Here is a 12,929-nt window from a genome sequence, read left to right on the forward strand (position 1 = left end):
CTCCGGCGCAAGCACAGCGTGGCGGACTCATGACCGGCATCGCACTCGACACCTCGACGAACGGCTCCCTGGGCACCCCGGGTGGGCTGAACGCCCAGGGCCTGGACCGGACGGTCCTGGCCCTGGAGTTCGACGCCTTCCGCGCGCGGACCCTGTGGCGCTACCAGGGCGCTGAACGCCGCGCCCGGCGGGACCGTCTCGGGGCCCTTGTCCAGGCCGGGATGGACCTGCGGCTGACGGGCCTGGAGCGCGCGGCCCGGGCCGTGGAGTCCGGCGGCGGGGCCCTGGCCTCGGGCAGCGCCGGGCTGGAACGCGCCGCCGGGGTGCGTACCCTGCTGGACGCCGCCAACGATCTCGAATCTTTCCTGGACGACCACGCCGACCTGCTGGAATCCGGGCTGGCGGCCCGCACCGCCGGGCCCCTGGATGCCCGGGCCGCGGAGCTGGCGACCGTGGGCATCGCCCGCGACGGCGCGGACGGCGCCTGGACCCTGGACCGTCCGGCCTTCCTGGCGGCCCTGGCCCGCGACCCCGAAGGCGTGGACGCCCTGCTGGGCGGGGTGGACGACGGCTTGGCCCCGGCGCTTGCGACTGAGGCCGGGGCCATCCGCGCCCCGGGGCTGGACTCGCGGCTGGTCCACCCCGCCGCATTGGAGGACCTGGGCCCGTCCGCCCGCGTCGAGGTCGCCAACCTGGAGCGCTCGGCCCTGCTGGACGTGGTCGAGGCCGCGCCCGTGGTGCCCGCGCCGAGCGAGGAGGGCACCCCTGCCGCTTCGACCCACGCCCAGACCCGCACGGAAACCCGGGCGGGCGCGGCCCCCGAGCTGGGCCCCGGGCTGCTGCGCGGCTCGGCCTGACCCGGGGCCGCAGGCGCTGCCGGGCGTGTGGGATACACCGGGCAGGCAGCCTCCGGCGTGGAGTTCCCCGCGTTTTTCACAAAGTGCTTGCCTCGGGCCCGGGGTTTTGATACACCTTGTGTTCACGCGGGAGCTAAGGCGCCCGCACCTGACATATCATGCAGAGAGGCGCGAGGGATCTGGCCCGTCGACCGCCCGGCAACCTGCTCCGTCAGCGGAGAGCAAGGTGCTAACGCCAGGCCCGCAAGGGACCATGAGAGTGACGCGCAACGCATCAGCCCCTCCCCCTTGCGGAGGGGCTTTTTTTTCGGGCCGTGCCCGGGAGGATGCAAGGGTTTATGGAGATCATCAGCGATCCGAAACTGTTCCAGGACCAGGCCCTGGCCGAGCGCGCTCGGGGTCGGGTCACGGCCCTGGTGCCGACCATGGGCTTTTTGCACGAGGGCCACGCCAGCCTCATCCGCTGGGCGGCGGCCAATGCCGACACGGTGTACGTCAGCGTGTTCGTGAACCCCACCCAGTTCGGCCCCGGGGAGGACCTGGAAGCCTACCCGCGCGACCCCGAACGCGACGTGGCCCTGGCCGAGGCCTGCGGGGCCCGGGCGGTGTTCATGCCCGATCCCGGGGCGATCTATGCGCCGGACCACTGCACCTGGGTCGAGGTGCCGCCCCTGGCGCGCCACCTGTGCGGCGCGAGCCGCCCGGTGCATTTCCGGGGCGTGGCCACGGTGGTCAGCATCCTGCTGCACCTGGCCCTGCCCCACGTGGCGGTCTTCGGCCGGAAGGACTGGCAGCAACTGGCCGTGCTCAAGCGCATGGCCCGCGACCTGCACCTGCCCTGCCGCATCGAGGGCCGCCCCATCGTGCGCGAGGCCGACGGCCTGGCGCTCAGTTCGCGCAACGTCTACCTCGGCCCCGCCGAGCGGGCCCAGGCTCCGGAGCTGCACGCCGGGCTGCTGCACGCCGGGGCCCTGGCCCGGGCCGGGCAGCGCGACGCCGCCGCCCTCAAGGCCGCCATCGCCGCGCACTACGCCGAGCACGTGCCCGCGGGCGAGGTGGACTATATCGAGATAGTGGACCCCGAAAACGTGCAGCCCGTGGCGACCCTGGAGGGCCCGGCCCTGGCCGCCGTGGCCGTGCGCCTGGGCCGCGCCCGGCTCATCGACAACGAGCTGCTGCACCCGTAACCCCCGCCCGGCCGGGCTCCGCCCGCGCCGGAGAACCGCAACACACCCCCGGCGGCACGACCCGGCGGGGAAACGACTCAGGAGGAAAGACCGCATGATCAGCAACAAAGGCCGTTTCCACTTCACGTCCGAATCCGTGACCGAGGGCCACCCCGACAAGGTCGCCGACCAGATTTCCGACGCCGTGCTCGACGCGCTGCTGGCCCAGGACCCCGAGTCCCGCGTGGCCTGCGAGACCCTGGTCACCACCGGGCTGGCCATGATCGCCGGCGAGATCACCACCAAGGGCTACGCCGACCTGCCCGCCATCGTGCGCGAAACCATCCGCGAGATCGGCTACACCAGTTCGGCCATGGGCTTCGACGCCGACACCTGCGCCGTCATGTCCACCATCGACAAGCAGTCGCCGGACATCGCCCAGGGCGTGGACCGCAAGGCCCCCGAGGAGCAGGGCGCGGGCGACCAGGGCATGATGTTCGGCTTTGCCTGCGACGAGACCCCGACCCTCATGCCCGCGCCGATCTTCTGGGCCCACAAGCTCTCGCGCCGCCTGACCTACGTGCGCAAGGAAGGCATCCTCGACTTCCTGCGGCCCGACGGCAAGACCGAGGTCAGCTTCACCTACGAGGACGGCCAGCCCAAGTTCATCGACACCGTGGTCATCGCCGCCCAGCACGACGAGAACATCGCCTATCAGGACCTGGTGGACGCCATCCGCGAGGAGGTCATCTACAAGACCCTGCCCGGCGAGTTCGTGGACCGCAAGAAGACCCGCATCTTCATCAACACCACCGGGCGCTTCGTCATCGGCGGCCCCATGGGCGACTGCGGCCTGACCGGGCGCAAGATCATCCAGGACACCTACGGCGGCATGGGCGCCCACGGCGGCGGCGCCTTCTCCGGCAAGGACCCGTCCAAGGTCGACCGCTCCGGCGCCTACATGGGCCGCTACATCGCCAAGAACGTGGTCGCCTCCGGGCTGGCCCCCAAGTGCCAGGTCCAGATCGCCTACGTCATCGGCGTGGCCGAGCCGGTTTCCGTGCTCGTGTCCAGCCTCGGCACCAGCCAGATCAGCGACGAGGCCCTGACCGACGCCGTGCAGCAGACCTTCGACCTGCGGCCCTACTACATCGAAAAGAAGCTCGACCTGCGTCGGCCCATCTACAAGTCCACGGCGTGCTACGGCCACTTCGGCCGCGAGCGTCCCGAGTTCACCTGGGAAGCCACGGACATGGCCGAGGCCCTCAAGGCCAACTGCAAGGGCTAGCGCCGGAGCCCCGGCGCGCAAAGAAGGGGACCGCCTGTGGGCGGTCCCCTTTTTCGTGGCCTGCGAGGGGCTCGGCGCCAAGGGGAGGCCGGATCAGTTCCGGCCCAGGGAGCGCAGGGCGCTGGCGATGTTTTCCGGCAGCTCGGTCGGGCCGAGGACCTTGAGGTTGCTCGTGTCCAGCATGGCCGCCGTGGTCTGGAACCAGCCCACCTGCGGGCCCATGGCCCCGTCGGACACGGGGACGCGGATGGTGATCCATTCGATGTTTTCGGTGTCCTGCCCGCGTTTGGCGAACTGCTCCTTGAGGTAGGCCACGCCCTGGGCGTGCTCCTCCTCGGTTGCGGCCACGATGGGCAGACCGTCCTTCATGCCCAGCACGGGGCGGCCCTGCTCGAAGAGCGCCGCGCCCTGCTCGGCGAGCCAGCTCAAGCCGCCCACCGGGGCCGGGTCCACCGTGGCGGCCAGGGCCGACGCGGCGGCTTCTTCGGCCAGCCGTGCGGCGGCGCGCGAGGCCGAAAAGGCTTCGTCTCCGGTCCAGGTGTCGGCGGTCTCGGCGGCCTGCCCGGCGGCGGCGGCGTAGTCCTGGGGTTCCTGTTCCCGGGCGGCGGCCGCCGTCGTCCAGGGGCTCCGGGTGCTTTCGTCGATGCGCATGCTTCCTCCCGATGGCTGTGGGTCGAGGGAAAAAATTTCCCGCCCGGGGTGCGAAGCAAGAAACGCTCCACCGGAAGCGGCGTGCGGCGCGCGGGACAGAAAGGCCCCCTCCGGCCGGGGCCGGAGGGGGCGGGGTGTGTGTGCCGTGCCGACAGCGGAAGCGGCGAAAGCGGCGGACCCGGGTGCCTAGAATTCCACGCCCAGGCGCAGCAGGGCCGTGAATGGGCCGCCCACCAGGTAGCTGGTGCTTCCGGCGCGGGTGTCGTCGCTGGAATCGATGGTCGAGACGTACTCGGCGTCCAGCAGGTTGTAGAGGTCCAGGCTCAGGCGCACGCGCTTGGCCCAGTCCACCTGGTCGAAGGTGTAGGAGGCGCTGAGGTCCACCACGGCGTGGCCGTCCACCTTCTCCTCGTGCTCCAGGTCGCCGTAACGCTCGCCCATCAGGCGCAGCATGGGCGAGATTTCAAACCCGCCGTGGCGGAAGATGAAGCCGGTCTTGGCCATCCAGCGCGGGGTGTCCACCACCTGGTTGCCTTTGCTGTCCAGGGTCGTGCCCTGGTAGGTCAGGTCGTCGTCGTAGGTCAGCACGGTGTACGACGGGCTCAGGAACCAGGTGAAGTTCTCGCTCAGGTGGAAGTTGGCCTCGATCTCGGCGCCGTAGCCCGTGGCTTCGCCCGCGTTCTGCTGGTAGTCCACACCCGAGGTGCCGATGCGGCTGTCGTGGACGGTGACCAGCAGGTTGTCGCTTTTGGAGAAGAAGACCGACGGGGTGATCTCGGCCGGGCCCAGGCTCAGGCGCGTGCCCAGTTCCACGGTATCGGTGGTCTCCATGTCGCGGGTCTCGAACAGGTCGTCCAGGGTCACGCCCGCGGCCACGAAGTCCGCATTTTTCTGGCTGTAGAGGTTGATCAGCGGCACGTAGGAGTAGGGGCGGATCTGGGTCCGCCCGTAGCTGAGGAAGGGCTCCACCGTGTCGTTCACGGCGTAGGACAGGGCCAGGGACGGCAACAGGGCGTCGTATTCCTTGGTTTCGCGGTCGAAGTCCGGCTTGTGGACCAGGGTGTTGGGCGAGCCGGTGGCCGAAACGTAGCCCCGGGTGGCGGGGTCGATGTAGTAGAAGTACTTGAGCCCCGTCTGCCACTTGAAGGCGCCGTGGTCGCCGCCGACCTTCAGGAACGGGGTGTGCAGGTGACCCTTGTCCAGGTTCGTGGTGTAGATGCCGTAGCCCAGGAACTGCTCGGTGCTCGGGTTGTAGTTCTTGGTGACGATGCGCATGTCCACGGCCTCGTACAGGTAGCCGAGGACGGTGGTCACCTCGCCGAAGTGGTTTTCCATCTCCGAGGTCATGCCGAAGCGCTCGGTGTCGCGGTTGCGCTGCTGCAGGCGGTTGTTGGCAGAATTACCCTCGTAGATGGTCGTGTTCTCCTTGGAATAGAACGGCTTGAACCGGAAGCCCCAGGTATCGTCGACGCTCGCGGTGATGATGGCCATGAGGTCGTTGTTGCCGTAGATGCCACGGTTGTTTTTATAGTAGTAGATGTCGTCTGCCGCATTTCCAGTCCGTTCGTCGTTGAAGTCCTTGTCGTAATAGTCCGAGAGCGACTCTGTCTCTGCATAGCTCAGGGAGCGGTACATGTCGCTTTCGACGTAGTTGGAGTTGAAGAATATCTTGATGTCGTCGCTGCCCGTGGTGGGCTGGCGCAGCATCATGTTCACGTTGGTGCGCGGGCCGCTCTGGCCCGGGCCTTTCCACTTGTCGGCCTCGGTGTAGGAGAAGGAGCCGGACAGCGCCGTGCCCGAGTCGGTCACCTGGCCGCTGTCCAGGCGCAGGAAGGTGCGGGTGTAGGCGTTGGAGCCGACGCCCTGTTCGAACTCCAGGCCGGGCTCCTCCTTGGGCCATTTGGGCCGCAGCTCGATGGCCCCGCCGCGCGCACCCACGCCGGTGCCGATGTCGGTGGGCACGGCGCCCTTGTAGAGGGTCACGCTCTCGAAGTTTTCCGTGTCGTAGAGATACTCGCGCGGGCCCATGGGGTTGCCGCCCCAGTTGGACACGCCCTCCACGCTCATGGCGCCCATGGAGCCCCGGATGCCGCGCATGCGCATGGAGGTCTGCTCGGGGCTCAGGCCCAGGCTGTCCACGCTCTCCACGCTGACCCCGGGCAGGATCTGCAGGGCGTTGTAGATGCTGGTCTGGGCCTTGGCGCCCTGCATTCCGATGCCGTCCGCAGTGATCTGCGTGCCGGTGAACACGGTGTCGCCGCTTTGCATGGTCGGGGCGATGATGCGCGTGGCGTTCACGACCATTTCGTCGAGGCGGATGGTGTTTTCCGCAGCAAAAGCCGGAGCCGCCGCCAGAAGCAGGAGTGCCGCGCACACTCCGGGGAACAGGCATGGAACGCGGAAGGAAATGGATAACGTGCTACGCATTGGCCAGCCTCCTGGTGCCGGGTTTTCCGCCCCCGTTAACGGCAAAAGCGCGGGCGGCACGAGCGCCCTTGCACCGTTGCCGCTCCCGGTGACACCGGAAAACGGTATGCGATTCAAGCGCCCGCTGAATATTGAAACGGGAAATTCAGGTGTATGATTCGGAAACAAAGATGTGGATAGTAGAACTAAAAGAAGAAGGTCAAGAGGAAAGTGTTATCATATTTCAGCTTGTGCTATTTCGCGCGCACAGAGGGGCGGCCCGGAGAAAGGGTGCTCCGGGGCGGGGCATGGGTCGGGGGGCGGGCCGCCGCACACGGCCCCGGGCTGATCGCCCGGGGCCGTGCCGGAGGTGGGTGGGAGGGTCGGCCGGGGCCGGGTGGCGCTAGCCGTCCTGTTCCTGGGCGTGGGGGGTCAGGATGGCCTGGGTCCATTCCATGGCCTGGGTGTAGAGCACGTCGGCCTGTTCCGGGGGCAGCCCCGGCACGGCCAGCATCGTGTCCACCACGGGCCAGTCCTGGCGCTCGTAGGCCCGGGCCAGGTCGATGCAGAAGCGGTACTTGGCGTTGCCCTTGTCGGCCAGGGCGGCCTTGATGTCGTCGTCCAGGGGCAGGGTTGCCAGGATCTGTTCCATGGGCATGCCGAGCATGGCGTCCAGCAGGGAGAACAGGCCGATGAGGAAATGCGTTTCCGGGGAATAGGCGGCCGGACAGTTTTCGGCCATGAGCTCCAGGAAGCGCCCCCGGTGGACCGACAGGAAGGTCACCTCGCGGCCCTTGTTGCCGGGAGCCAGGTCGGACATGATCACCACCCGCAGCCACTGGGCGAGCTGGCGCTGGCCCAGCAGGGCGATGGCCCGGGTCACGGACTCGACCTTCTGGCGCACGCCCATGCCGGCGGAGTTGATGTAGCGGAACAGCCGGTAGGTCAGGGAGGGGTCGCGCTGGATGATGTCCGCCAGGCGCTTCACGTCGAAATCCGGCGTGCCCAGCTCCTGGAGGAGCTGGAGCTTGGTCAGTTCGCCCGAGGCGATCTTGCGCCCGGGGATGATTTCGGGCCGGGCGAAGAAATAGCCCTGGAACAGGGTGAAGCCCAGCTCGCGGCACAGGGAGAACACGGCGTTGTCCTCGACCTTTTCGGCCAGCAGGCGGCAGCCGTAGGGCTTCAGGCGCCCGACCACGTCGCGCAGGCGCTGGGCGCCTTCCAGGCCGTCGGGGCCGAGAACGCCCAGCACGTCCACCTTGATGATGTCCACCAGGGGCAGGAAGGGTTCCAGGGCGGCCTCGCCGGTGAAGTCGTCCATGGCCAGGGTGTAGCCCGCGGCCTTGATCTCGCGCACGGCGGCCAGCACGGCCTCGTCGGGGGTCACGTCCTCCAGTATTTCCACCACGGCGATGTCCGCAGGCAGGGCGAAGGCGAACTGTTCCAGCAGCAGCGTGCGCGGGAAGTTGACCAGGGTCCGCTGGCCGGGGAGCAGGCCCTGGGCCGCCAGCAGGAAGCCGTCGGCGATGACCTTGGCCGTGGCCATGTCCGCATCGGCCACCTGGGCCGAGCGCGCGTCGCCCGTGGCGCGAAAGAGCAGTTCATAGCCCCAGACGCTCATCTTGGGGCTGAAGATGGGCTGCCGGGCCACGAAGACGGCCTCGGAAGCGGTCTGAAAAGCGTCAGTCATGCTTTTTCCGGTGCAAAACGAGGTTGAGGTGACGATGAACGCTGTGGCGGCAGTCCACAGTATCGCCACTATGCCATGATTTTGCTTGCAAGGGCAAGGGGTTTGCTTTTTGGGGGCGGGCGAACGCGCAAGGCCGCCGAAACCAGGGGTTCCGGCGGCCTTGGGCGGTTTGCGCGGGGCTTGCCCGGGCGGAGGGGTCAGGGCACCAGCGGCGCCAGACGCAGGCCTTCGGCCACGTCCAGGCCGAGCATGAGGTTGGCGTTGGCCAGGGCCTGACCCGAGGCGCCCCGGCAGAGGTTGTCGATGCACGAAACCACGATGAGCCGGTCGGTGCGCGGGTCCACCACCAGACCGATGTCGCAGAACATGGTGCCGCGCACGTTTTTGGTCTCGGGCAGGGCGCCCTGGGGCAGCACGCGCACCCACGGCGCGTCGGCGTAGGCCGCCTCGTAGGCGGCATGGACCTCGGCCAGGCTCGCCGGGCGGGCCAGGCGCGCGTAGCAGGTGGACAGGATGCCCCGGTTGATGGGCAGAAGATGCGTGTTGAAGGACACGAGAATGTCCCGGCCCGCCACGCGCGACAGCTCCTGCTCGATTTCGGGGGTATGGCGGTGGCGGCCGAGGTTGTAGGCCCGGAAGGTGTCGGACACCTCGCAGAACAGCGAGCCCGTGGCGGCCTTGCGTCCGGCGCCGGTGGCGCCCGACTTGGAGTCGATGACCAGCCCGTCGGGCTCCATCAGCCCCCGGCTCAGGGCCGGGTGCAGGCCGAGGATGGCCGAGGTCGGGTAGCAGCCGGGGTTGGCCACCAGCCGGGCCGTGCGGATGGCCGGGGCGTACAGCTCGGGCAGGCCGAACACGGCGTCGGCGATGAGCCCGGGGTGGCGGTGCTCCAGGCCGTACCACTGGGCGTAGGTCGCCGGGTCCTTGATGCGGAAGTCGGCGGACAGGTCCACCACGCGCACCCCGCGTTCGACCAGGGCGGCGGCCATGTCCATGGCCGTGCCATGGGGCACGGCCAGGAACACCAGCTCGCAGGCCCGGGCCAGGTCGTCCACGTCGGGCTCGCTGACCGTGAGCCCGCCCACGGGCAGCCCCGCCAGCCCGGGAAAGAGCTGGGCCAGGGTCCGCCCGGCGTCGGAGCGCGAGGTGGCGCGCACCAGTTCCAGGCCGCCGTGGCCGCACAGCAGGCGCGCCAGTTCCATGCCGGTGTAGCCGGTGACGCCTACCAGACCGGCCTTGAAGATCGTCATCGCCAGAGCCTCACTTCATCTTCATGACGTATTGCATGCGCAGTTCGTAGAGCAGGCCTTCCAGCAGCCTGCGCTCGTCGGGCGCAAGGCAGTTGCCGGTTTTTTCCTGGAGCATGGCCAGGATGTCGATGGTGTGCTTGGCCACCGGCAGGTTGGCCATGGTCCGGCCCGATTCCGGCTCGGGCACCTCGCCCAGGTGCACCAGCGCCGACGACGCCAGGGACATGACGAAGGTGGAGAAGGTCACCTCGGGCAGGGGGGTGTGGGCGGCGGCGGCGTCGGCCGCGCGCTCGGCCGCGCGTTGCTGCTCGTTGCTCGGCCCGTCGCCGTGGTCGGGGCGCCGGCCGTCAGGCTGTTCGTTGCTCATGGCCTTTTCCTCCTGTGTCTTGTTGGCGCTGTCCATTGCCGTGCGGGTGGCCTAGCAGGCGGGCGGCCCGTCCACGAGGGCCTGCTCGTAGGCGGCCATGGCCCGCTCCAGGAAGTCGCGCGAGCCGCTGTGCCCGCCCGTGAGGGCCAGGGAGCCCGCAAGGGCCGCCAGCCCGGCCAGCACGTCGCCGAAATCCACGTGGCCCATGTGGCCCATGCGGACCATGCGGCCCTTGAGCTGCCCCTGGCCCCCGGCCATGACCACCCCGTAGCGCTCGGCGGCGGCCTGGAGCAGGCGTGCGCCGTCCACTCCGGCGGGCAGCAGGATGCTGGTCAGGCCCCAGGTGTAGTGGTCCTTGGCCAGCAGTTCCAGGCCCAGGCCATCGGCCCCGGCGCGGGCCATCCGCGTCAGCGCCCACTGGTGGCGGAACACGCCCTCCAGGGTCGTTTCGCGGAACATGCCCAGGCAGGTGTGCAGGCCCATGAGCAGGTTGATGGGCGGGGTGAACAGGGTCTGGCTGGAGCCGGTGATCTTGTCGCGCTCGCCGCGCAGGTTGAAATAGTAGTGGCGCGGGTTCACGCGCTCCACGCGCTCCCAGGCCCGGGCCGACAGGGCCACGAAGGCCAGCCCCGGGGGCAGCATCAGGCCCTTTTGCGAGCCCGTGAGCAGGCAGTCGATGCCCCATTCGTCCATGGGGCAGGGCGAGATGCCCACGGCGGAGATGCCGTCGACCACGAGCATCAGGTCGCGCTCGCGGGTGAAGGCGGCCAGCTCGCGCACGGGGTGCAGCACGCCGGTGGAGGTTTCCGAGGCCTGGACCAGGATGCCCTTGATGTCCGGGTGCTGGGCCAGGGCCTTTTGGATGTGCTCCACGGTCACCGCCCGGCCCCAGGGCACGGAGAGGATCACCGCGTCCAGGCCGTGGGCCCCGGCGATTTCCGTCCAGCGCTCGCCGAACTTGCCGCCCTCGACGACCAGCACCTGCTCGCCGGGGGCGAAGAGATTGCCCACGGCGGCGGTCATGGCCCCGGTGCCCGAGCAGCCCATGGCGATGACGGGCTGGGCCGTGCCGAAGAGCCAGCGCAGGTCGGCCTGGACTTCGCCGAGCAGGGCCGTGAAGCCGGGCTTGCGGTGGTGGACCATGTCCATGGCCAGGGTCAGGCGCACGGTTTCGGGCAGGGGCGTGGGCCCGGGGGTCAGCAGTCGCGTCTTGGGCGTCATGGGCGGCGGTCCTTTGCGGCGGGTTCGGGGTTGCGCACGGGTTGCGGGGAAGGTGTACCGCGTATCCCGCAAACCTTCAATCTCCCTCGCGCTCCCCGGGGCGCCCGGGTCCGTCAGGGCGCGTCGGGGCGGCGCATGGGCGCATACAGGCTGAGCACCGTGCCCACGGCGCCCAGAGCGGCGAAGCCCAGAAGCACGACGCGCATGGCGCCCAGGAATTGCGGGGCGTTTTCCGCCGTGGCCGGGTGCGGCCCCAGGGCGACGGACAGGGCGATGCTGGCCACCACGAGGCAGAAGGTCATGCCCGTGGTGCGCATGGCGGCGGTCATGGCCGAGGCCACGCCGTAATGCGTGGGCGCGACGCTGCCCATGATGACGCTGACGTTGGCCGTGGCGAAGATGGCCATGCCCGCGCCGCACAGGAGCAGGATGCCGACGACCACGGGCAGGGGCGAGCCGGGCCCCAGCAGGGCGGCCATGGCCATGGCCAGGCTGCCGAGGCCCATGCCCATGGTGGCCACGCGGTGCGGGGGCACGCGGTCGACCACGGTGCCGGACAGGGGCGAGAGTACGGCCTGGGTCAGCGGCTGGGCCATGAGCACGAGGCCCGCGTCCCCGGCGGTCATGCCGCGCGCGATCTGCAGATACAGGCTCATGAGGAAGGTGATGCCGAACACGGCGGCGTAGTTGATGAACTGCACGGCGCTGGCGAAGGCGAAGGGCTTGTTGCCCGCGAACAGGCGCAGGTCGAGCAGGGGCGCGTCGGCCCGGGCCTCCCAGACCACGAAGGCCGCCAGGGCCAGCAGGGCCGCGCCGAGCATGGTTTTGCCCAAGGCGGTGTCGAAGTGCGTGCCGCCCTGGGTCAGCAGCATCATGCCCAGGCCCATGAGCACGGCGCCGCCCCAGTCGAAGCGCAGCCCGCGCGTGACCTTGGGGCGCACGGGCAGATGGCGCAGGGCCAGCACGGCGCAGGCCACGCAGGGCACGGCGCAGATGTAGAAGATCCAGCGCCAGCCCAGGTGGGTGGTGATCAGCCCGCCGATCATGGGCCCGCCGGACATGCCCAGGTAGACGCCCGCCGAGGAGATGCCCAGGGCCCGGCCCCGGCCCTGGGCCGGGAACAGCTCGGCCAGGATGACCAGTCCGGTGGTGACCATCATGGCCCCGCCCGCGCCCTGGAACACGCGCAGGACGATGAAGGCGCCGATGCTCGTGGTCAGCGGCAGGAGCAGGCTGACCACGGTGAACACGACGATGCCGGAGAGGAACACCGCGCCGCGTCCGACCATGTCGGCCAGCCGGGTGACGGGGAACAGCAGCATGGACACGGCGGCGATGTAGCCCGATTCCACAAGGCCCAGCTCCGAGGCCTTGGCGCCGAACTCGCGGCCCAGGGCGGGCACGGCCACGGCCACCGACGAAAGCATGAACACCAGCACGAACTGCGTGACCGTTATGGTGAACAGCCCCGCGCGCTGGTCCGGGGCGAGGGGAGTCTTCACGAATTGTCCCAGTTGTCCAGAGAGGTCTTGAGGTTCTGCACGATGCGGTCCATGAGGCCCAGGGCCAGGGTCCGCTCCTGCGGGGAGAAATCCTTGAACAGCATCTGGTTGTGCCCGTCGAGCACGGCGCGCAGGGGCACTTCCAGTGCCCGGGCGCGTTCGGTGGGGGAGACGAGCTTCTGGCGGCGGTTGTCGGGGTTTTCGGCGCGGGTGACCAGCCCGTCCTGCTCCAGGGTGCGCAGGGCCCGGGCCGTGGCCGCGCGGCTCACGCCCACGCGGGCGGCCATCTCGTCCTGGGTCTGCCCCGGTTTGCACAGGGCTTCCATGAGGTAGGGCAACTGCCCGGCGGCCACGCCATAGCTGCGCAGGCGCCGTTCCAGCAACGCCCCTTGCAGGCGGCTCATCATGCCGATGCGATAGCCCCCCGAGGTCATTCTGCGCGCGTGATGGTCCATGGGCCCTCCGTTTGTTTACCAATCAACAGTTGAGGAGGGAACTAATACCGCGCGGGGAGGCTGTCAACGGGCGGCC

General features: G+C 69.4%; 11 protein-coding genes and 1 riboswitch. Of the genes, 3 read left to right on the forward strand and 8 right to left on the reverse strand.

Translation table 11 applies throughout. From position 1 onward, the window contains the following. Nucleotides 1–29 precede the first annotated feature (29 nt). The 3 genes from ACZ5KV_RS08400 to metK all read left to right on the forward strand — a co-directional run bounded on the left by ACZ5KV_RS08400 (nucleotide 30) and on the right by metK (nucleotide 3,311). Entirely contained in the window at nucleotides 30–857 is an 828-nt protein-coding gene (locus tag ACZ5KV_RS08400) for a hypothetical protein (RefSeq protein WP_464238853.1), read from the forward strand. A 153-nt stretch (nucleotides 858–1,010) separates the two neighbouring features. After that, nucleotides 1,011–1,117: riboswitch (SAM riboswitch) on the forward strand. A gap of 78 nt (nucleotides 1,118–1,195) precedes the next feature. Further along, a complete protein-coding gene (panC, locus tag ACZ5KV_RS08405) occupies nucleotides 1,196–2,044 on the forward strand; it encodes a pantoate--beta-alanine ligase (protein WP_464238854.1) in 849 nt (282 codons plus the stop codon). A gap of 94 nt (nucleotides 2,045–2,138) precedes the next feature. Further along, nucleotides 2,139–3,311: a methionine adenosyltransferase gene (metK, locus tag ACZ5KV_RS08410; RefSeq protein ID WP_464238855.1), complete on the forward strand. Its 1,173-nt coding sequence runs from the start codon at nucleotides 2,139–2,141 to the stop codon at nucleotides 3,309–3,311. Between the two features lie 93 nt (nucleotides 3,312–3,404). Here metK and ACZ5KV_RS08415 read toward each other — a convergent pair whose 3' ends face one another. The 8 genes from ACZ5KV_RS08415 to ACZ5KV_RS08450 all read right to left on the reverse strand — a co-directional run bounded on the left by ACZ5KV_RS08415 (nucleotide 3,405) and on the right by ACZ5KV_RS08450 (nucleotide 12,853). Beyond that, nucleotides 3,405–3,962 carry a hypothetical protein gene (locus ACZ5KV_RS08415; RefSeq protein WP_464238856.1) on the reverse strand — a complete coding sequence of 186 codons (558 nt, stop codon included), beginning with the start codon at nucleotides 3,960–3,962 and terminating at the stop codon, nucleotides 3,405–3,407. Nucleotides 3,963–4,148: 186 nt separating this feature from the next. After that, complete coding sequence (locus ACZ5KV_RS08420; RefSeq protein WP_464238857.1) at nucleotides 4,149–6,389, reverse strand: TonB-dependent receptor; 2,241 nt, start codon at nucleotides 6,387–6,389, stop codon at nucleotides 4,149–4,151. A 382-nt stretch (nucleotides 6,390–6,771) separates the two neighbouring features. Beyond that, a complete protein-coding gene (locus ACZ5KV_RS08425; RefSeq protein ID WP_464238858.1) occupies nucleotides 6,772–8,058 on the reverse strand; it encodes an EAL and HDOD domain-containing protein in 1,287 nt (428 codons plus the stop codon). A 197-nt stretch (nucleotides 8,059–8,255) separates the two neighbouring features. Next, nucleotides 8,256–9,308, reverse strand: a complete 1,053-nt coding sequence (gene argC, locus ACZ5KV_RS08430; protein ID WP_464238859.1) for an N-acetyl-gamma-glutamyl-phosphate reductase — start codon at nucleotides 9,306–9,308, stop codon at nucleotides 8,256–8,258. A gap of 10 nt (nucleotides 9,309–9,318) precedes the next feature. Then, nucleotides 9,319–9,675, reverse strand: coding sequence for a DUF1844 domain-containing protein (locus tag ACZ5KV_RS08435; RefSeq protein WP_464238860.1), 357 nt, complete (start codon nucleotides 9,673–9,675; stop codon nucleotides 9,319–9,321). Nucleotides 9,676–9,726: 51 nt separating this feature from the next. Then, on the reverse strand, nucleotides 9,727–10,896 hold the full coding sequence (locus ACZ5KV_RS08440) for a pyridoxal-phosphate-dependent aminotransferase family protein (protein WP_464238861.1): 1,170 nt from the start codon (nucleotides 10,894–10,896) through the stop codon (nucleotides 9,727–9,729). A 113-nt stretch (nucleotides 10,897–11,009) separates the two neighbouring features. Next, the gene (locus ACZ5KV_RS08445; RefSeq protein WP_464238862.1) at nucleotides 11,010–12,398 is read right to left on the reverse strand and encodes an MFS transporter; all 1,389 of its coding nucleotides are present in this window, start codon (nucleotides 12,396–12,398) and stop codon (nucleotides 11,010–11,012) included. Then, nucleotides 12,395–12,853 (reverse strand): MarR family winged helix-turn-helix transcriptional regulator, encoded by a 459-nt coding sequence (locus ACZ5KV_RS08450; protein WP_464238863.1) that lies wholly within the window; start codon nucleotides 12,851–12,853, stop codon nucleotides 12,395–12,397. The genes ACZ5KV_RS08445 and ACZ5KV_RS08450 overlap by 4 nt, the downstream gene beginning before the upstream one ends. Between the last annotated feature and the right edge of the window lie 76 nt (nucleotides 12,854–12,929).

This window comes from Desulfocurvus thunnarius (genome assembly GCF_055390965.1).

Coding starts and splice junctions, on each gene's coding strand:
- ACZ5KV_RS08420 (WP_464238857.1), bottom strand. CDS start 6,389: ATGCGTAGCACGTTATCCATTTCCTTCCGCGTTCCATGCCTGTTCCCC.
- argC (WP_464238859.1), bottom strand. CDS start 9,308: ATGACGATCTTCAAGGCCGGTCTGGTAGGCGTCACCGGCTACACCGGC.
- ACZ5KV_RS08425 (WP_464238858.1), bottom strand. CDS start 8,058: ATGACTGACGCTTTTCAGACCGCTTCCGAGGCCGTCTTCGTGGCCCGG.
- metK (WP_464238855.1), top strand. CDS start 2,139: ATGATCAGCAACAAAGGCCGTTTCCACTTCACGTCCGAATCCGTGACC.
- panC (WP_464238854.1), top strand. CDS start 1,196: ATGGAGATCATCAGCGATCCGAAACTGTTCCAGGACCAGGCCCTGGCC.
- ACZ5KV_RS08450 (WP_464238863.1), bottom strand. CDS start 12,853: ATGGACCATCACGCGCGCAGAATGACCTCGGGGGGCTATCGCATCGGC.
- ACZ5KV_RS08415 (WP_464238856.1), bottom strand. CDS start 3,962: ATGCGCATCGACGAAAGCACCCGGAGCCCCTGGACGACGGCGGCCGCC.
- ACZ5KV_RS08440 (WP_464238861.1), bottom strand. CDS start 10,896: ATGACGCCCAAGACGCGACTGCTGACCCCCGGGCCCACGCCCCTGCCC.
- ACZ5KV_RS08400 (WP_464238853.1), top strand. CDS start 30: ATGACCGGCATCGCACTCGACACCTCGACGAACGGCTCCCTGGGCACC.
- ACZ5KV_RS08435 (WP_464238860.1), bottom strand. CDS start 9,675: ATGAGCAACGAACAGCCTGACGGCCGGCGCCCCGACCACGGCGACGGG.